Raw genomic sequence first — 20,260 nt, 5'->3', positions numbered from 1 at the left:
GTTCAGCGACCCCTCTGAGCCACGCCCCCCGAAATCAGACCCCGGAAACAGCCCCCTGAGCGGTCCCCCACAACGGAAGGCGGGCTCGAGCCCTGCGCGACTCGAGCCCGCTGCCGCGTGCGGCCCTTGGCTTCGGCCCCCACCCCTCCGAGGGGGCCTCGCCGTCTACCGGGACACGCGACGTCCGCGACGTGCTCGACCGAGACGCCCGGGATGGTGTGGACCTGCCGTTCCGGACCGGAACTGTGGCCGGCACGGTGCGGAAGGCTGGACGTCATCGGTCGAACACCAGGAAAACGTACGGCGAGCGGCGGTCCCGGCACATACTCCGGACTGGGTATCCCGAGATGTATCTTCACACCCGCACATGTGTAGCCCGGGTGTGTAGAGCCCGAGCGGTCGACCCGGTGACCGCTCCCGGCCCGCCTGTCAGGAACGATTCTGCTCGACGACCCAGGTGGCGACCTGGGTGCGCGAGGAGAAGCCGAGCTTGGCCAGGATGTTGGCGACGTGCCTGGCCGCGGTGGCGGGACTGATCACCAGCTCGTCGGCGATGGCCCTGTTGCTCATTCCCCTGGCGATCAGTTCGGCGATCTCCGCCTCCCTGCAGGTGAGCGTGGTCAGCGGGGCGACGACCGGAGGCCTGCCGAGCAGCACCGGCGTCTCGCACGGCTCGTCGAGCTGAAGTGCGTAGCGGACCGCCTGCTCCTGGGACATCTCCTGGCCGTGCGCCCACAGCTGGGCGACCAGCGCGTCACCGAGGCGTACCCGGGCGGGCTGGAGCAGTTCCTCCATCCGTGCCCCGAACCCGGGCGGCAGCACGGCCCCGCTCATCGCGCTCCTGATCGCGGCGGAGGCTCCGGCCAGGCGCACCGCCCTGCGGTCGTCCTCCTCGGCGAGGGCGAGCTGGGCGAGCGTCTCGATCCGGCGGGCCACGCCGAGCCGCTGGCCGGTCCCGATGCAGAGCCGCAGGCTCTCGATCAGCCTGGCCCGCGCGGTGACGAGGTCCCCCTGGGCCAGGGCGATCCGGCCCAGACCTGACAGGCAGGTGATGGACTGCCAGTGAGCGGTGATGTCCTGGAGCATGTCGAGGGCGCGCTCGTAGTGGGCGCGGGCCTCCGCCAGGTCGCCGCGGAGCCAGGCGACCTGGGCCAGACCGATGAGGGCCACCGGCGCGGCCCAGTGATTGTCCAGCTCGTGGGCGATGGCCAGCGCGGCCTCGAAGGAGCGCTGCGACTCCTTCGCCCTGCCCTCCGACAGGGCGAAAGTGCCCTCCATGGAGCGGATGACCGTTTCGTGCCACGGGTCGTCGACGGTGTGCACGGCCTCCAGCGCCTCGTCCAGCAGGGATCTGGCCCGTTCCGGGCGGCGCTGGTAGATCGCCACCCAGGCGAGGATGGCCAGCGCGCCGCTGAGCGGTCCGGGCAGGCCCGTCTCACGGCACAGCTCGACCGCCGCGGTGCAGGCGATCTGCGCGGTGTCCGGATCGCCCTGCCCGAAGGCCACCTGCCCGCGCAGCGCGAGGGCGTCGCCACGCACGTACGGCGCCAGTTCGTCCGGGGCGGTGTCGAGCAGGCGGTCCAGCCACTTGTCGGTCGGGGTGAACCTTCCCCCGGCGATGATCGGCCAGCGGAGCAACACCAGGAGGCGGAGCGCGCTCTCCGGGTCGCTCGCGGCCTCGACCGACCAGCGCACCGCCGCCCAGACGTTGGCCTGGAGCTCGTCCAGCATGACCAGCATCGGGCAGATCTCGGCCCAGGTGGGCCGGGGCCGCCGGACTATCGTCTGGTGGATCCGGGCGGCGAGCTCGATCATGTGGTCGCGGTGCAGCCGCCGGAACTCGGGTTCCTCGCCGGAGGCTTCGAGCTGCTCCGCGGCGTACTCGCGGATCGTCTCCAGCATGCGGTAGCGCGTCTCGCCCGCGACCTCGGCGTCGGCCAGGACCAGCGACTTGTCGACCAGGTCGCAGAGCACCCCCAGGACGTCCTCGGCCCACAGGGCGTTGCCCGCGCAGACCTGCTCGGCCATGTCGAGCGTCCAGCCGCCGGTGAAGACCGCCAGCCGCCGCAGCAGGATCCGCTCGGGCTCGTTGAGCAGCTGGTAGCTCCAGTCGACCGTCGCCCTGAGCGTCCGCTGCCTGGCCGGGGCCGTTCTGTCGCCCGCCGACAGCAGCCGGAACCGGTCCCGGATCCTGGCGTTGATCTGCTCCACGGTCAGCACCCTGCACAGGGCGGCGGCGAGCTCGATGGCGAGCGGCATCCCGTCGAGCGCCTCGCAGAGCCCGGCGATGTCCGCCGCGTTCTGCTCGGTCATGGCGAAGCCCCGCGAGGCGGCGGTGGCGCGGTCGACGAAGAGTCGCACCGCCTCGCTGGCGCCGGCGTCGTGGCCCTCGCCCCTGGGCAGGCTGAGCGGCGGCACCCGCCACACGGTCTCCCCTGCCACCCGCAGGGGCTCGCGGCTGGTCGTGAGCACGCGAACGTCCGGGCAGACGGTGAGCACGGCGCGGCAGAACCTGGCGGACTCCTCGATGAGCGACTCGCAGTTGTCCATGACCAGCAGCAGCCGCCGTTCGCCGAGCGCGTCGATCAGGGTGTCGGCCAGCGCGCGGGACGGCTCGGCCTTGACCCCGAGCACGGCGGCCACCCGGGGCTCGATCAGGTCGCCCGGCACCGCGTCGGCCAGCTCGACCAGCCAGACACCGCCGGGGAACTCCTCCGCCAGCTGGGTCGCGACCCGGATCGCCAGCCTGCTCTTGCCGATGCCGCCCGCCCCGCAGAGGGTGACCACCCGGGCGACGCCCAGTAGGTCTGCGAGTTCTTCCACGTCGGCTTCACGCCCCACGAAGCCGTTGGGTTCGAGAGGCAGGTTGCCTCCGGTGAGGGAAGCATGTGCGGTTTCCTGGGTCATCGGCTCTTAAAGAGGTCGAGGGTAGAACCGTCACAGAAAGTGTGACATCAATTACCGAACCATGCCCAGTCTTAGGCCATTTCCGCCCCTCGGATCATCCCGTCCCCGGCCGCGGCCGCGCACACCGCCTCCGAGCGGCGACCCGTCGCGGACGGTGACGGTCCGCGCGCGAGGCGACGCCGACCGTAACCGGCCATTCGATGGCCATCGCCGGTGCGGCGGCCCACACTGCTCGCATGGCAGACTCTCCCCCCGATCCGGCCCCCGAGCTCGGCGAGCTCAGCCTCTCCGAGTGGTACGCGCACACCGACAAGATGGCGAAGGTCGGTTTCCTGACCATCGCCCGCAGGCTTCCCGCGCTGGTGTCGCAGGCCGTCAGGCTGGCGTGGCTGGCCAGTCCCCGCGACACCGCCGTCGCGATCACGCTGAACCTGCTCGGCGGAGCTTTCACCGCGTTCGGGCTGCTCGCCACGACCGGGGTGTTGTCGGCGCTGTTCGAGGCGGGCCCGACTCCCGAGCGAGTGCGGGCCGCCCTGCCGAGCCTGATCCTGGTGGGCGTGGCCGCGACCCTGCGTACCCTCACCCAGGCGGGCGCGGGCTGGGCTCAGTCACGGCTGGAGCCCCAGGTCGGCCGGATCGCCGAGGAGCGCCTGTACGGGCTGACCAGCCAGGTCGGCCTGGCGGCCTTCGACGACCCCGACTTCCACGACACGCTCCAGCGGGCCAGGGCACGCGGGGTGTCCATGGCGGACGAGGTGGTGGTCACGGCCATCAACGCGCTGACCGCGATCATCGGCATCGTCGCCGCGGCGGGCGTGCTGGGGGTGCTCCACCCGGTCCTGCTGCCGCTGCTGGTACTGGCGGTGCTGCCCGACGCCTGGGCGGCGGTCCGCTCCGCGCGCATGCGCTACACCACCATGTACGCGCTGATCCCCGCCCGCCGCCGGAAATGGATCATCGCGGAGCTGCTCGCGGAGCGCGAACCCGCCGCCGAGGTGCGCTCGTTCACCATGCGCGGCTTCCTGATGCGGATGTACGACGCGGTGGCCACCGCCGAGCAGACGGTCATGCTCGGCCTGGCCCGGCGGCAGGTGCTCGCGAAGGTCGTCGGCGAGGCGTTGGGCGGGGTCGGCACCGCCGTGGTCTACGTGGCCCTGGGTGTGCTGCTCGCGATGGGCGCGGTCCCGCTGGCGGTGGCGGGCACCGCCGTGCTGGCGATCCGCTCGGGCCAGACCTACCTGGCCAACCTGATGTACGCCACGAACCGCCTCTACGAGGAGGGGCTGTACTTCACCGACTTCCTCGACTTCTGCGCGGAGGCGGAGCGCAGGCTGCCCTCCGGGCGGCCGGCGCGGGCACCGGAGAGCTTCCAGCGGATCACCGCCGAGGACGTCGTCTTCACCTATCCGGGTTCCACCGTGCCCGCGCTCCAGGGACTCACGATAAACATCGACAGGGGCGAGGTGATCGCCCTCGTCGGGGAGAACGGCTCGGGCAAGACCACGCTGGCCAAACTCCTCTCCGGGCTGTACGAACCGGACGGCGGCCGGGTCAGCTGGGACGACGTCGATCTGGCCGAGGTCGATCCCGACGAGCTGCGCCACCGCATCGCGGTCATCGCCCAGGACCACACCCGCTGGCCGCTGACCGCCCGCTACAACATCAGCATGGGCACCGACAAGGGGGAGCCCGCGCTCGTCGCGGCGGCCGAGGTCGCGGGCGCCGACCAGGTGGTCGCCGAGCTGCCGCACGGTTACAGCACCCTGCTCGACCGGCGTTTCAAGGACGGCCAGGAGCTGTCCGGCGGCCAGTGGCAGCGGATCGCGGTGGCCCGCGGCTTCCACCGGGACGCCCCGCTGCTGATCTGCGACGAACCCACCGCGGCCCTGGACGCCCGCGCCGAGCACGCCCTGTTCGAACGCATCCGGCAGCACGCCGACGGTCGCACCGTCCTGCTGATCACCCACCGGCTGGCCAGCGTCCGCTACGCCGACCGGATCTACGTCCTGGACCACGGCAAGGTCGTCGAGCACGGCACCCACGACGAGCTCATGGGCCTCGACGGCCTGTACGCCGACCTCTACGGCCTCCAGGCCAGGGCCTATTCCGTCTAGTCTCCGTGACGGCTTTGGCCATGGGAGCCGCCACCCGCCACCCTCGACGACCTACTCCGCCTGACCGCCCAGAAACTCCGCCATGACGGCTTTGGCTATGGGAGCCGCCACCCGTCCCCCGGATCCGCCCCCCTCGACCAGGACCCCCACGGCGATCCGGGGGAGACGGCCGGGGCGAAGCCGGTGAAGAGCGCGTGGGCCCTGCCCTTGGCGGTGTTCTCCGCGGTGCCGGTCTTGCCGGCCACCTTCACCCCCCGGATGGCCGCGGCGGAACCGGTGCTCCCCTTCCCGGTGGCGGCGACCATCATCACGGTGAGCCGTTCGGCCTCCTCCGCGCCGAGCACCCGGCGGTACGCCGACGGCTCGGCCTTGTCGATCATCGTGCCGTCGGCGAGACGTACGTCCTTCACGAGGTGGGGGCGCATCAGCGAGCCGTCGTTGGCCACCGCCGCCGCGATCATCGCGATCATGAGCGGGGTGGCCCGGACGTCGAACTGGCCAAGCGCCGACATCGCGGTCTGCGCGTCGTCCAGCACGGGAGGGTAGACGCTCCTGGCCACCGGCATGGGGACCTCCAGATCGTCCGTGTCGAATCCGAACGCCTCGGCCTGCTCGCGCAGCACGTCCTGGCCGAGGTCGACCCCGATCTTCGCGAAGGGGGTGTTGCACGAGAGCTTGAACGCCTGGAGCAGCGGCGGGTTGCCGTTGCCGCAGGTATCGCCGCCGAAGTTGCGCAGGTAGGTGCTGGTGCCGGGGAGGCGCAGGGACGCCGGGGCGCTGACCCGGGTGCCGAGGCCGTACCGCCCGGAGTGCAGCGCCGCCGCGCCGGTGACGACCTTGAAGGTGGACCCCGGCGGGTAGTTCCGCTGGATCGCCCGGTTCAGCAGCGGGTTCGCGGGGTCACCCCGCAGCCGCTTGTCCACCCTGTCCAGCCTGGCCGCGTCGAAGCTCGCGTACAGGTTGGGATCGTACGAGGGCAGCGAGACCATGGCCAGGATCGCGCCGGTGCGTGGGTCGATCGCGACGACGGCGCCGGGCTTTCCGGTGGCGCGCAGCCCGTCGTAGGCGGCCCGCTGGGCGCCGCGGTCGACGGTGAGCCGGAGCGTGGCGCCGCCGCGGGTGCCCCCGACCAGCCCGCGCACCTTCACCCGGGGGTCGCCTCCCGAGAGCAGGGCCTCCTCCGCCTGCTCGATGCCCGCGCCGCCGTGGAGCGAGAAGTGCCCGGTGATCGCCGCGTAGAGCGGGCCGTCTGGATAGAACCGCCGATACCGGTAGGTGGCGCCGCCGGCCTTCCGGCTGGTCGCGATGACCGTGCCGTCGTGGAGCAGGATCTGTCCCCTGGGGCTGTGAAAGCGGGCGATCATCGTCCGCTGGTTGCGCGGGTCCTCGTTGAGCCGCTCGGAGTCCAGCCCCTGGAGGTAGGTCACGTTGGCGAGGAGGGCGAACAGCATCCCACCGCACATCAGGGCGACGTGCCGCAGCGGAATGTTGATCCGGCGTGCGCGCGGTGCGATCATGACCCCTCCCCGATACCGGTTTAACAGCCGGACCGAAAAGGGCACCTCGACCAGTGGCAAAGCCGCCGTACGGGTTCTAGCCGACCATAAGCCGCGAGGGTCCACGGCCGTGGTCACCGGGTTCGACGGCGGGGCCGCAGCGACGACCTCGGCTGGAGCAGCCGGGGAGCCGGCGCGCTAGTCGACCACCGAGTGGTAGTAAGCGATCTTGTTCCGGATCGCCACCTGCCGCTCGCGCAGGTTGTCGACCTGTTCCTGCACCCGCTGGTCGTGGGCTTCGAGCAGCGCGATCCGCTCGCGGACCGTGTGGTCGCCCGCCCTGGTCATCTCCGCGAAGCGGAGCATCTCCGCGATCGGCATCCCGGTGTCGCGCAGGCAGCGGATCATGCCGAGCCAGCCGACGTCCTTCTGGGTGAACCTGCGCTGTCCGGCCGCGTTGCGGTCGATCGACTCAAGCAACCCGATCCGCTCGTAGTAGCGGAGCGTGTCGAGGCTGAAGCCGGTCTCCTCCGCCACCTGTCCCGGTGTGTACACACTCACACCGGGCAGCATGCCACCTGGAGCCCACTCCAGGTCAAGCCCAAAAACTTCCCGGCGAAATCATCTTGACCTGGAGTCCACTCCAGCATTCAAGGTCATCTCCATGACACACCTTCCCCTCGCCCTGGGCACCATGTACTTCGGCACCCTCCTCGACGACAGGACCGCCTTCGCGATCCTCGACCGGTTCGTCGAGGCCGGCGGCACCCTGCTGGACACCTCGAACAACTACGCCTTCTGGAAGGAGGGGGCCACCGGCGACGAGAGCGAGCTGGCCCTCGGCCGCTGGCTGGCCGCCCGGGGCAACCGTGACCGGGTGATGCTGAGCACCAAGTGCGGCGCCCGGCCGACCGTCCCCGGCGCCCGGACCCTGGACTCCGCCGAGGGCCTGTCGGCCGCGACGATCGCCGCCGCCGCCGAGGGCAGCCTGCGGCGGCTGGGCACCGACCACGTCGACGTGTACTGGGCCCACGTCGAGGACCGCACCGTCCCTCTGGAGGAGACCCTGGGCGCCTTCGCCGAGCTGGTCGGAGCGGGCAAGGTCGGTGAGATCGGCGCGAGCAACGTGCGGGCCTGGAGCCTGGAGCGCGCCCGCGCCACCTCCCGGGCCACCGGCCGGCCGCTCTACACCCATGTGCAGCTCCGCCACACCTACCTGCACCCCCGGTACGGGACGCGGCTGCCCGAGGCGGGTCACACCCTGGTCGAGGACGACATGCTCGACTACCTGCGCGCCGAGCCCGGTCTGACCCTGTGGGCGTACAACGCGCTCATGGCCGGCTCCTACACCCGCGCGGACCGGCCGATGCAGGACGCCTACGAGCACCCGGGCACCACCCGCGGGCTCGCCGCGCTACGGGAGATCGCGGACGAGCTGGGCGCGACGGTCAACCAGGTGGTGCTGGCCTGGCTGACCGGCGGTGACGTCACGACGGTCCCGCTCGTCGGGGTGAGCTCGGTGGCCCAGCTGGAGGAGGTCCTGGGTGCCCTGGACGTCAAGCTCGACGACGAACACCGCGCCCGCCTGGACGCCGCCCGCTGAAAGGCCGCCGGGATCCCGCCCCCGGTCACGGGGCCCGGGGCCCCTCAAAGGGGGCCAGACCGGGCTGTCACCGGTTGACCGGTGACGGCCCGGATCCGGGCACCACCTGATCGTCGGCGCAGGTGGCACCCCGCCGGTGGTGTCGGCGACCGGGTCGGCCCTCAGGAACGGGCCAGGGTGAAGCGCCCGCTCCCGCTCTTCTGGATCACTATCACGGCATGGGAGCCGGTCACGGTCGGTGTGATGGTGATGCGCTCGGCCATGCCCGGTCCCCGGGCGAAGGCGCCCTTCGCGTCCGCTCTCGGTCTCGCCCACTTGGACGCGCTGGGCGCCATTGTGAAGATGTCGAGATCCTGGCCGTCGAGGGGGGTGACGGTGAAACTCACCGGCTCACCCGTCGTGAGGTCCGCGGTGCGGATCTCGACGATGTCGGCCGATTCCATGGACAGCTCGGTGGAGGTCGCCGGCGCGAGCGAGCCCTCCGACTCGGCGAACTCGACGAGGTAGGAATCGCTGTCGAGCGCGCTCGCGTTGTGGACCCGGGGGAAGTAGGTCTTCGGACCGGACGTGGCGTCGACGGCGACGAAGTCCGGCTTGTCGTTGCCGGTCTGCTTGCTCGAGATCCCGTTCGTGTGCGACCGATCCTTGAAGAGGCTCACGTGGACGTCTCGCGTGGGAGACTCGACCAGGAGCGCGGCCACCACCGACCAGGTGGGCCGTGCGGTGGTGAGGGAGTAGTCGCCGGACGGCACGGGCGGGCGGTTGAGCTCGACCCTGTCCAGCAGCGGTTCGAAGAACTCCGGATCGATGGTGTTCTGGTAGAAGGCGGCCAGCGCCTCCTGCTTTCCCGCCGGGGTCGATATCCCCGCCAGCAGGGCGTTCTTGAACTCGCTGACGGTGTTCGGCCTGCTCGCCGCGACGACGGAGGCGACCTTCTCCGGGCCTTCTGAGGAGAGGTCCCAGTAGATCTCGTTCCTTGGGTCACCGTCGGCGATGTCCATCAGCGCGCCGGCCACCCGGCCCTCGATGTCGGGTCCCGTCGCTCCTCCCCATTCGGGGGTGTCCCAGGTGGCGTTCTCCAGGTCGACCGACGCGTCCAGCGGCCCCCAGCGCCGGTGAGTCTCCCCGTAGGCCTGGACCGCCAGCCAGGTGGCCCACCCCTCCGTCCAGGCGCATCCCTCCGAGGTCACCTGGTTCATCCAGCGCAGGCCGCCGCACGAGGGGGCCGACGGGTACGCGTCGGCGTAGGCGTAGTCCATGATGAAGTGGCCGATCTCGTGGGCCACGGTCATCTTCGCGAGGTGATCCGTCGCGTTCATGATGATGTGGTCGGGCTCGGAGCAGCTCGAAACGCAGTTGTTGAAGACGGCGTACGGGACCGTGAAGTCGGGGGCCCATTTGATCGGTATCGAGCGGCAGGGTGAGGCGCCGGCGACCCAGCAGCCGCCCGGGTTCCCGATCCAGCCGGTGTACGCCTTCCACGCGGCGTGCGCGGCCGTGAAGATCCGGAACGTGCCCTCGTCCGTGCTGCCGGGCGCGGGGAGGTAGTCGACGATCTCTCTTTCGCCCTGCTCGACATCCGGGACGACGGGCGTCTGGAACGTGTAGAGGGCCCTGTTCCTCGGATCCTGGACCGACCAGTGGTCGTTGAAGGACAGACCCGTCACGTAGACGTCCTGACCACCGCTCTCGTCGCTGTCGTCTCCGTCGAAGCACAGCTCGTAGTCGCCCTGGTCATCGGTCTCGCCTCTGGCGAGCACGTCGTCACCCCCTTCCGCGTCCCGGTCCATGACGTGCAGCCTGAGCCGGGGAACGCCCTGGACGGTCCCTTCGACCGTCAGGTGCGCGACCGTGCCCTGCACGCAGGTGTCCGCCTTTGTCACGTCCACTGTCGCGTCCACCGTCGTGTCCACCGCCGCGAACGTCTCGGCGGGCGGAGGGGCGAGGGTCACGGTCGCGGGTCGCGCCATGCCGAAGAAGGACTTCTCCTGCCCGACGGTGACGTAGGCCAGCGCCTCGTTGCCCGGGCCGGGCCGCCCGTCCGTGACGTGGACGTTGACGGCGGCCGGGCCGGGCGCGGTGGCCGTCACCGTGCCGACGTAACGCGCCTGCTCGTTCTTCCGCATCGGGCCGGTACGGCTCGCACGGTCCAGGTGGCTGCGCCCGATCGTCGCGGGGCCCCGGCTCGTTCCCGAGGGCGGGCTCACCCAGCGCAGGTTCTCGGGCAGGTCCATCAGGACCCGCACGTTCGCCGCCTTCTCCTTCGAGGTGACCGTGACGCTCAGCGTGGCGGTCTGCCCCACGGCCGGTGCCCGGTCGAGGGTGGCGGTGACGGCGAAGCAGTCGCCGGGCACGCACCGCTTCGCGGCGGCGGGTCCGGTCTCCGCGTGGGCGATCGCCCCTCCGGCGGAGAGGCCGGTGGCCACGAGCACCACCGCCAGTAGTCGATGCAGCATTGACGAATCCTTTCTCAGCTCGCGCATGCCCACGGCGAATCGAAATGTCCAGGTGTGGAGGGGTAGGCCGAGCCGCTGTCATTGGCCGGTATCGCCAGCTCCACGTACGCGGACGTACCGGGTGTGGTCGCGTCCGCCGCCGTACGGCCGGCGCCCGAACCCCACGCCACCTTGGCGAGGAAGTCCTGCATGGCCGGGGAGTGCTGGCGGACGATGTTGTGGCCGCCGTTGGCCGCGCCGCAGTGACTGAACAGGTTGTACGAGCCGTTCCAGTCGATCATCCTGTCCCCCGGGTTCGGCCCGTTGGCGGTGATGTCGCCCTGCAGCACGTCCCGGCCCGCTCCTCCGTACAGCCAGTCGACGCCCTGGTGATGCTGGTCGTCGCCACCCTGGGCGTCGGCCTTGTCGGTCAGCTTGAACCACAGGCACGGGTCCACGCTGGTGGTCGGCGTGTCGGCCGGCCAGCGCCCGGGGGCGCAGTTGCCCGGGTAGGAGCCCCGGGGGTTGTAGTCGAGCAGGTCCGAGCCGAGCACGGCCGGCTCCGTTCCCCCTGCGCCACCGAACACGTGGTCGACCATCCGATCGCCGGTGCCCCTGGCGCCCGGATCGAACGTCCCGTCGGAGCTCAGGCAGTCCGGGGTCGCCGCGTCCAGGACGGGGTCGCAGCCCTTGCCGCCCCACAGCACGTCCGCGCCGCCGCCGCCGAAGACCTCGTCGCCGCCGCTGTCTCCGTTGGCCAGGTCGTCGCCGTACCCGGCGTGCAGGCTGTCACGGCCGGGACCGCCTCGCATGGTGTCGTCGCCACCCGAGGTGAGGCCGTCGTGCGGCATGGCCGGATCGGTGGGCGCGCCGACCCAGACATCGCCGTCGGCGTCGTGCAGCAGATCGGCCCGCCGGTCGTAGGTGCCCTCGCGGAAACCGGTGTAGCTCTCCTTGGGCGGCGACTTGAGGCTGACCGTGAAGCTCAGCCGTCGCGCGTCCCCCGCGTCGACGCGTTCGTTCACGACACCGCCCCGGTCGCCGAGCATGGCGTCCTCGCCCGCGCCGCCGTCCATCTCGTCGTCGCCGAGTTCGCCGAACAGGTCGTCGTTCCCCGCGCCGCCGAAGATCCGGTCGTCGCCGTCCTGACCCCACAGTCCGTCGTCGCCGTCGTCGCCGTACATCCGGTCCGCGCCGAACGCGCCCGCGGGTTCACACGTCCGCTGCGCCTCGGTGCAGAACCGGGTGGCGGAGCCGGGCAGGTCCGGGTCGTGGGTGCGGCCGCGTGTGGCGTTCGCCGGCACCTGGCCCGCGGGGTACCGCTCGGTGTAGACCCGCTCCGCCGTCCCGGTCAGGGTGCGGACGAGTGAGCCGTTGTCACCGAGCAGCACGTCGTCCGCGCCGCCGCCCTCGATCGCGTCGTCACCGTCCGGCGCCCCGGGGACCGAGGATCCGCCGATCAGGTCGTCCTGTCCCGCCTGCGGATCGGTGCCTTCGAGGTCCTGGGCCCCGCCCGCCGTTCCCGGCCAGCCCGGGTCGGGCAGCGGGGTGACGGTGGTCTGCGCGGAGTTCGCCGACAGCGGGAGGTCACCGCGGAGCACGTCGGCTCCGCCGCCTCCCTCCACGTAGTCGCCGTCGCCGCCGCCGGAGAGGAAGTCGTCGCCGTCCTGGCCCCAGAGCACGTCCACTCCCGTGCCGCCGGAGATCCGGTCCGCACCCGCCGCGCCGCCCAGCGACCGCACCGCCCTGGCGGTCATCGGAGTTCCCCGCGACCCGATCCGCACGGTGGCGCGGGTCGGTTTCTCCGCCCCGGCCACCCGGAGGATCTCGGCGTTGTCGCCCAGCACGACGTCGTCGCCCGGCCCGCCGTACAACGCGTCGGCCTGGTCGGCCGCACCGGTGAACGAGCCGCCGACCAGATCGTCGTCGCCCTGGTCGCCTTCCACCCAGTCGGTGTCCTGGCCGCCTTCGGCGTAGTCGTCTCCTTCCCCGCCGCGCAGCCGGTCGGTGCCCTCCTGCCCGAAGAGGGCGTCGTCGCCCGCGCCGCCGTCCACCACGTCCGCGCCGGAGCCGCCGCCCAGCACTTGCACCCGGTGGGCGCGCTGCTGCCCTGGCCTGCGGGCCACGGGGGTGGCCTCCCCCGTCGTGGCGAGGACGGCGTTGTCGCCCGCGATCACGTCGGGCCCGTCACCGCCGAACAGCGTGTCCCCCTTGTCAGGGTGCGCCCCGGTTCCTCCGCCGACGATCTCGTCCTCGCCCGCCTCTCCGTACACGGTGTCCGCGCCGTTGCCGCCCTCCAGGTGGTCCGCGCCGTCGTTGCCGTGGATCTCGTCGTCGCCGATCCCGCCGAAGGCGGTGTCGTCGCCGTCCCCGCCATGGATCACGTCCCCGGCGCCCGCCGTCGCCGGCGTCCCGTCGAGGTCGTGCGACCCCGTCGCCGTGCCGTTGTCGCCGACCAGCCGGTCGGCGCCGGTGTCGCCGTACAGTGTGTCGGCCCCGTCGTCCTTTCCGGCGAGACGGTCTCCGCCGACGACCAGGTCGTCCCCGGCGCCGCCGAAGAGCGTGTCCTCGCCGTCGTTGCCCTCGACCGTGTCGGCCTGGGCGCCGCCGTACAGGGTGTCGTCACCGCCGCCGCCCGACACCTGGTCGACCCCGTCGTCGCCGTATCCGGTGTCCTTGCCCGACCCGCCTTCGACGACGTCGTCGCCGGCGCCGCCGTACAGTTCGTCGTCACCGCGTTCGCCGCAGACCCGGTCGTCGCCGCCGCCCGCCACGACGCGGTCGTCGCCACCGCCCGCCGACACGACCTCGCGGCCCGCGCCGCCCAGGATGAGGTCCCGGCCGTCCTTCGCGTCCTCGGCCTCCTCGCACGGCTCGGCGCGACGACGGTCACCGAAGACGGTGGCCCCGCCGTCCCCGCCGACCAGGTGGTCGTCGCCGTACCCGCCCACCAGCAGCTTGGCCGAGGCGACCACCCCTTCCGGCAGTGGCAGGTGATTCACCGCGCGCACCGGCCCGTACGGCTCCGTCCCGGTGACCTCGCCGACCTCGGACGGCTCGGCGATCACCCAGTCGTCGCCGGGGCCGCCGAAGATCTCGTCCTTCCCGTAGCCTCCCGCGAGCACGTCCTCGCCACCGCCGCCGAAGATCCGGCTGACCTGGCCGGGCTGCGAGCGCCCGGCGACCAGGTCGACGCCCCTGCCGCCGTAGACCTTGTCGTCGCCCGCGCCGGTGTCGACGTAGTTGACCCCCGAGTCCTCCGGGCCCTCGTCCTCCGGCCCGGTGACCTGCCGCGGACCCGTGTAGATCTCGTCGTCGTTCGAGCCGCCGGTCAGCGTGTCCCCGCCCGGCCCGCCGACCAGGGTGTTCGGCTGGGCGCGGTAGCGCGGGGACGGGTCGCCGGCGGCCAGCGGGCTGTCGGAGCCCACGCTGATCGTGTCGGCTCCGCCGTTGCCCCACAGGTGGTTGCCGCCCAGACCCGCGGTGATCCTGTCGTCACCGTCGTCGGCGCGATCCTGCGGTTCTTCCGGAGTGTCGTCCCCGTCCCAGTCCGCGACCTCGACGCCACCGACCCTGCGTTTGCCGGGAACGAGCCCGCCGTCGCCCGCGACCCAGTCGCCCGCGCCGCCCACGGTCAGGTGGTCGTTGCCCGGCCCGCCGGCCACGAAGGCCCTGGCACCGCCGTACTGGTCACCCGTGGTGATCTGGTCGTCGCCCGCGCCGCCGTCCACCACGGACGCGCCCGTGCCCGTCATGACCACGTCGTTCGCCGCGCCGCCGAAGGCCACCACCTTCTTGTCGAAGGGGTACGGCTTGCCGTCCGAGCCCGCGTAGCCCTGGAAGAGCAACCGCAGGTCGCCGGTCGCCCCACGACCGTCGGCCAGCACCCGGTCGAACCCATCGCCTCGGTACTCCTCACGGAAGCCGAGCGCGCTGACCGCGAATCCCGCCTCCTGCGTGTCGTCGGCGGGGAGTTGGATCACCGTCCACTGTTCGGCGTCGTCGCCCGGATCCGCCCAGTCGTCACCGCGAGCCCCGCGCATGGGGCCGATGTGCAGGACGAGGGCGTTTCCACTCGCCGTCGCCAGCTTCGGTGGTTCGACCCCGCAGTCGGGCCGTACGGCGAAGTCGAGCAGGGTGGCCTCGACGATCGTCCAGTCGAACCGCTTCTTGAAGATCGAGACTCCGATCTCCACCCATGCCTTCAGGTAGACCTTGAGCTTGCCGTCCATGTTGAACAGGCACTGCGGGTTGCGCAGCAGCACGGTCACGAACTCGCCGAACCGGAACTTGCCGTCGTTGGTCGGGTCCGCCCAGCTCATCGCGATCGTCAGGGAGATGCCCCCGTTTATCCCGGCCTTGATGAGGAACAGTTCCACCGCCGCCCCGGCCTCCAGCTCACCGCGCAGGGTGATCACCGGGAGCGGGAGCCCGCGCTCGTCGGTCGTCACCAGGTAGAGGCTGTCGAGAACGCGGATGTCGACCTTGCGTTCCTCGATCGCCTTGCGGATGCCGTAGGTGTCGAAGCCCGCCTTGATGCGCCCCTCGATGCCGGCGCTGCCGGAGATGACCACCATGATCGGCGGCGGGGCGTAGACCGGGCCGAACGACTGGCTGTAGTTGAACCCGAGCCGCAGCGGGCCCGAGTCGTACTCGACGAGCTCCACGTCCTTGCCCATGAGCAGGCTGAAGATCGCCTTCCCCTTGTTCTCGAGCACGGGGAAGGCGAACCCGGCGCTCTCCGCGTGGTCGATGGGGCCGGACGGGGCGGCCTTCGCCTTCGCGCCGCTCTTGGCGCCGCTCTTGGCACCGGCCTTCGCGCAGGTCCTGGCCTTGTCGTCCAGCGCCTTGAAGAGATCCTCGGTGGCGAAGCGCTCCCCGGTGATGAGCGAGTCCGCCACGTCCGGCGAGTTCGGCGTGTTCAGCGCCTGGCCGCCGAGCACCTGGAAGCTCCCGATCGGGATGGCGATCGAGCCCTGGCAGTCGGGCAGGCTGGACAGGACCCTGGTGACCTCGACCACCTTGGTCAGGAACTCCGTGTCCATTCCCCCGCCGAGGGTGTTGAACTTCTCGGCGATCGTGATCAGGTTCACGTCCGTGCCCCCGGCCGCCCTGCTCAGGTCCGACAGTACGGGGATCGGCGCGTAGAGCTGGTCGATGACCGGCCTGACCGGTTCGGTGAGCCGTTTGACCTGGGTGACCACCGGGCCGAGTACGGTGCGGAAGAAGTCGCCCGCCTCCAGGGTCACGTCGTTGAAGGAGATGTGCAGGTCGTCGGGGTCCGGTGTGCCCCCCTTGGTGAGGTCCCAGTCGAGACGGAATCCGCCGTACAGGCCGGGCAGCATCGGTGAACCCGCCTGGACGGTGAACTTCCAGTCGATGTTCGCCCGAGCCGACATCGTGGTCTCCACGAGATCTCCCGGGTCGGCCAGCTGGGCCATGCCGATCCGGCCGACGGGCTTGAGGCCGACGATGAACGCGCCCGCGAAGAGTTCGGGTGCCGCCGTGGGCCGGTTCTCCAGCTTCACGTCCAGAATCGAGAGCTTGGCGTTGATCTCCTTGGGCAGCTTGACGTTCACCCCTACTCCGAGGTTGGGCCGGTCGTCCTGCTCGGAGTTGACGAAGAACCCGCTCTGGCGGTCCAGGCCGACGGTGGCGTGCAGCCTCCAGGCGAGGTTCGCCTGCACGCCGTCCCCCTCTCCCTGGCGCAGTGCGAGGCCGGGGACGCCGATGTCCAGCCGCCGCTCGACGCTCTCGCAGTCGCCGGAGCACCCCTTGACCGGGTCGAGCTCTCCGACGCCGATGTCGATGGTGAACTTGATGCCGGTCAGTTGCGGGCCCGGTACGGCGTCGCACGTCTCTCCCTCGGCGGGCCCCTGCGCGGTGACACAGCTGATCACCGGCTGCACTCCTGGGCCGATCTTGGGCGCGAGGTAGGTGGTGTACCAGGTCCGCAGGTCCTTGCCGGTGGGGACCCTGCCCTGGTTCGGCAGCTTGGAGAGCGCCTCCTTGATCTCCTGGCGCTTGGCTCCGATGAAGTCGGCACCCTGCTGGAGGTCGTCGCCGACGGCGGGCAGCTTGCCGTCCTGCGCGGCGAACCGCAGGCCGGACTCCATCAGCGTGAGGTAACGCTCAATGCCGTCGCCCAGGTTGTACCAGTCCAGCTCCATACCGGCGGGCAGGGTGCCGAAATCGAAGTCCGGCACCTCCAGCCGTTTGATCCCGTCCGGCAGTTCGGTGGTGAGGTCGAACATGTCGGACAGCGGGGCCACGCGCGGGAGCCGCACGACGAAGGCGTGCTTGCCGTCGGTGGTCACCGGACCGCCGTTGAGGTAGGTGGGGAGCACCGCGCACAGCGCCAGGTCCGTCTGCTCGCGCTGCGGGTCCTGGGCGCACTGGACCGAGTCGCTGGTCTCGTTGAGCGACAGGTCGATGCCGGTGAAGAAGTCGGCCAGCTTGACGGGCTCCTCCGTCTCTCCCGGGTAGCGCAGGTTGACGCTGTAGGCGAGCTTGACCTGCAGGGGGTCGTCGTCCTTCTTGCCGAGCGCGACGGGCAGCGGCCCGATGGTGCCCTCGACCGTGCCGTTCAGCTCCGCCTGGGCCCCGAGCCACACATTCGAGGTGGGGTCGATCCGCAGGTCCTCGGCGGGGTCGAAGGCGGCCTTGAGCGGCACGACGAGGCCGAGCTGGACCCCGCCGTCCACGCCGACGTCGAGAGTTCCGGAGCCGGAGGCGGCGACCAGGCTCTTGTCGCCGAACGAGAACCGCAGCGGCTCCTCGGAGGTGGCCTTCTTGTCGTAGTTCAGTGTGATCTTGAGCTCACCGGGGGAGCCCGGCAGGTAGTTGATCCCGACCTGCCCGCCGAGCGCCTTGTTCAGCTCGTCCACCAGACCCTGCAGGGTGTCGGGCGGAGCCGCGGTCAGCCGGTCGATCGCGTCCCTGAGGGGAGGTCGCAGGCGGTACCGCGTGCCGGTCTCGGGGAGGTTGCCGGTGAACTTCTCGGTGAAGGCGAGGGTGTCGTCGCCGCAGACGGCGGCCACCCGCAGGAGCCGGCTGCCGATGTGCACCCCCCGGCCCACGTAGGCGTCGGTGAACGTGTGCGAGGGGTCGGTGAGGTGGCCCAGGTCGGGGCGGCAGCCGCCGTTGCCGTAGCGGACGCCGGAGCCGCCGCCTGTCTCCTCGGCGGCGACGAGCTCGGACACCGAGCGGCCGACCAGGGGAAGCCTCGCGGCCAGGGCGTCCTGCACCGGGCCGGTCCCCTTGACGTTGTCGAGGTAGGCCGCCAGCGCCCCCAGTGACTTGATCAGCGTGCCGAAGAGCGCGCGGGGGTTGTCGGGGTCGAAACCGAACTCCCCGACCTCGCCGAGCCTGTCGAACCCGCGGAACTCGACGGTGGCCGGATCGCCGATGTCCGGCATCACGACGTCTCCGGAGATGGTGCCGCCGAAGAAGTCGGACGCTCCGGGAACACCCACGGCGAGCCTGCCCCTGGCCTCGGCGTTCACCCGAACGTCGAGTAGCTCGTCCGGCTTGGCGGCGAGCCGCTCGAACAGCTGCGTCAGCCGTACGTCACCCTGGTCCTTGAGCGTCACCCTGAGCAGGTCGCCCGTGTTCCTGGCCCCCATCGACAGATTGCCGGTGAGCCGCACACCCAGGTAGCCGACGCCCGCGTCGACGTTCACTCCGGTCAGCACCGACAGCTGGGCACCGAACAGGTCGCGTCCCGTGCGGAGCAGGGTGCGGTCGGCGGCGCGGGGCAGCTCGGACACCACGGTCGAGGTGCCGTCCGGGTTGGTGTGACGGTAGGGGCACGCCTTGCCCTGGCCGTCCGGCCTGCTCGCGCAGCCCTGGCCGGTGACCGGGTCGCTCAGGTCGAGTACGACCGTCGCCGAGGCGTGGTAGCCCCGCATGACCTGTGCCGTCGACGCCGCGGCGTTCGCCCTGGTGATCCCGGCGTCGGCCTTGAAGGTGTCGCCGAAGGTCACCTGGCCGATCAGCGGATCGGACGAGGCGATCCGGTAGGTCGCGCCGGGCGCGGGGACGCTCGTGCGCCAGTCGCCGGCCAGGGTGATCGTGTCCGCGGAGTTGCCGGCCACGATGCCGCTCGATGTGCCCGCGGTGACCGTGCGCCCCTTGAACTCGTCCTTCTCCCACTTCCTGCCCGTGTGCTTGAGAGTCCGGGCGGCATAGGTGACGCCGGTGCCACCGCCACTGGTCGTCTGGCCCGCCGGGTTGAGCGGTTCCGGCGTCGCGTTGACGCCGCGGTCGACGACGATCGTGAAGGCGATCTTCTTGTCGGAGTCGTCGTATCCGGCCTCGGTGACCTTGACGACCGCGCCGCCGGGAAGGTTCTTCGCCGCTCCCAGCGCGGCCAGCATGCTCTGGATCGAGGTGAACGTCGGCTCGCCGGTGTCACCGTTGACGCTGTCCTTGACGAACTTCTCGATCGCCTCGGAGACCCGCACCGCGTCCGCCAGGCTGCCGCGCATGAACGGTAGGTCCAGGTTGCCCTTCAGCGGGCTTTGGGCGTCCTTGCGCCACTGGGAGCGCTGGACCGCGTTGATCGCGTTGGCCAGGTGCGCCAGCCCGTCCAGCAGGTCCTTGGGCGTCAGGTGCTGGAAGCGGTTGAGCCGGTCCAGGTCGGACTGGGCGACGGTGACCTGTGGCGTCCCGGTCGCGATGTCCGGCCAGTTCACCTTGACGGTCGCGGTCGCGCCGTCGACCGGCGCCCCCGCGAAGGGCTGGGCCCGCAGGTTGAAGGTGGCGGCGGCCGACCCCGCCGGGGAGACGCGGAACAGACCGGCGGCCGCGCCCTCCGCGGCCAGCTCGCCTGTCCCGGTCAGGTCCAGCCTGCCGTCGCCGTTCGGGTCGGCGGCCGAGAAGGTGAGGGTGGAGCCGATGTCGAGCGCCGAGTCTCCCAGCACGTCCACGCCGAGAATGCCGAACGCCGCCGTGGCCTTCGCCGCGGAGTCCAGCCGTCCGGCGGCCTGGACCGTCAGCGCGGGGCCGGAGGCGTCCTTGATCAGGTAGACGGACCGGGTGACCTGGTCGTATCCGAAGGACAGCTTCGCGTTCAGCTTCAGGTCGACGTCCACGCTCTTCGACGTGGTGAACGACACCCTGGGCGTCGCGCTGGAGATGCTGACCGGCTGGTCGCCGACCGACCTGGTGACGTCGAGGGTCAGGTCGAGGCGCTTGAGGCCGCCCTCCTCGCGGGTGCTCGCGAGAAGCCTGCCTGCCCGCGGGCCCGGCGTGGTGTACTCCGGTTCGAGTTCGGAAAGGCTGGTGATGTCCTTGATCGGGTCGTACATCGCCTGATCGAACAGGGTTTCCAGGCCCAGGCCCGCCTCGGCCCCGGGGACCAGCCCGACCAGTGGCAGCCGCTCACCGAGCCTGCCCAGGGTGGCGAAGCCCCGGCTCACCTCGGCGAACCGCTTCACCCCTGCCAGCAGGGCGGTGGTCTCGGCGTCCCGTTGGGACCGCGCCGACGCGGTCTGAGGTAGCCCGGCCGTCATGCTCACCGTGACGAGCACCGCACACAATATTCTGAGCAGTCCACGTGCCCGCACGAGGCCTCCATGACAAACCGGGTTATTCAGGTGCAAAACGCGATTTTTGTACTCCTGCCGACTTGAGATCGACTAAGCGAGATCTCGTCGAGAAAACCCCAAGTCGCCTCGGATAGAGGAACCCGCCGCCCGCCCA

Annotated in this window: 7 protein-coding genes; 2 read left to right on the top strand and 5 right to left on the bottom strand. The window is 71.1% G+C overall.

The genetic code is table 11. From position 1 onward, the window contains the following. Positions 1-429: 429 nt before the first annotated feature. Positions 430-2,823: an ATP-binding protein gene (locus ACFQVD_RS40890; RefSeq protein ID WP_343962992.1), complete on the bottom strand. Its 2,394-nt coding sequence runs from the start codon at positions 2,821-2,823 to the stop codon at positions 430-432. A gap of 320 nt (positions 2,824-3,143) precedes the next feature. On the opposite strand from ACFQVD_RS40890, the gene ACFQVD_RS40885 reads away from it, so the two are divergent. Then, a complete protein-coding gene (locus ACFQVD_RS40885; protein WP_343962993.1) occupies positions 3,144-5,021 on the top strand; it encodes an ABC transporter ATP-binding protein in 1,878 nt (625 codons plus the stop codon). A gap of 95 nt (positions 5,022-5,116) precedes the next feature. Here the strand turns inward: ACFQVD_RS40885 and ACFQVD_RS40880 are convergent, their stop codons facing one another. Together ACFQVD_RS40880 and ACFQVD_RS40875 are read right to left on the bottom strand one after the other, a co-directional pair. Continuing rightward, on the bottom strand, positions 5,117-6,538 hold the full coding sequence (locus tag ACFQVD_RS40880; RefSeq protein WP_386368812.1) for a penicillin-binding transpeptidase domain-containing protein: 1,422 nt from the start codon (positions 6,536-6,538) through the stop codon (positions 5,117-5,119). 177 nt (positions 6,539-6,715) lie between these two features. Continuing rightward, entirely contained in the window at positions 6,716-7,078 is a 363-nt protein-coding gene (locus tag ACFQVD_RS40875) for a MerR family transcriptional regulator (RefSeq protein ID WP_343962995.1), read from the bottom strand. A gap of 103 nt (positions 7,079-7,181) precedes the next feature. Here ACFQVD_RS40875 and ACFQVD_RS40870 point away from each other — a divergent pair, with 103 nt between their 5' ends. Further along, a complete protein-coding gene (locus tag ACFQVD_RS40870; protein ID WP_343962996.1) occupies positions 7,182-8,120 on the top strand; it encodes an aldo/keto reductase in 939 nt (312 codons plus the stop codon). A 161-nt stretch (positions 8,121-8,281) separates the two neighbouring features. Here ACFQVD_RS40870 and ACFQVD_RS40865 read toward each other — a convergent pair whose 3' ends face one another. Together ACFQVD_RS40865 and ACFQVD_RS40860 are read right to left on the bottom strand one after the other, a co-directional pair. Further along, entirely contained in the window at positions 8,282-10,576 is a 2,295-nt protein-coding gene (locus tag ACFQVD_RS40865; protein WP_343962997.1) for a hypothetical protein, read from the bottom strand. A 14-nt stretch (positions 10,577-10,590) separates the two neighbouring features. Further along, the gene (locus ACFQVD_RS40860) at positions 10,591-20,088 is read right to left on the bottom strand and encodes a calcium-binding protein (protein ID WP_343962999.1); all 9,498 of its coding nucleotides are present in this window, start codon (positions 20,086-20,088) and stop codon (positions 10,591-10,593) included. Positions 20,089-20,260 lie beyond the last annotated feature (172 nt).

The organism is Streptosporangium amethystogenes subsp. fukuiense (assembly GCF_042665875.1).
Taxonomy (GTDB): Bacteria; Actinomycetota; Actinomycetes; order Streptosporangiales; family Streptosporangiaceae; genus Streptosporangium; species Streptosporangium fukuiense.
Note: the sequence above shows the minus strand (reverse complement) of the source record. Positions and strands in the feature narration are given on the sequence as shown.

Bases quoted from the DNA above. Each gene is read 5' to 3' on its own strand.
- ACFQVD_RS40880 (WP_386368812.1), bottom strand. From the start codon at position 6,538: ATGATCGCACCGCGCGCACGCCGGATCAACATTCCGCTGCGGCACGTC.
- ACFQVD_RS40865 (WP_343962997.1), bottom strand. From the start codon at position 10,576: ATGCTGCATCGACTACTGGCGGTGGTGCTCGTGGCCACCGGCCTCTCC.
- ACFQVD_RS40870 (WP_343962996.1), top strand. From the start codon at position 7,182: ATGACACACCTTCCCCTCGCCCTGGGCACCATGTACTTCGGCACCCTC.
- ACFQVD_RS40885 (WP_343962993.1), top strand. From the start codon at position 3,144: ATGGCAGACTCTCCCCCCGATCCGGCCCCCGAGCTCGGCGAGCTCAGC.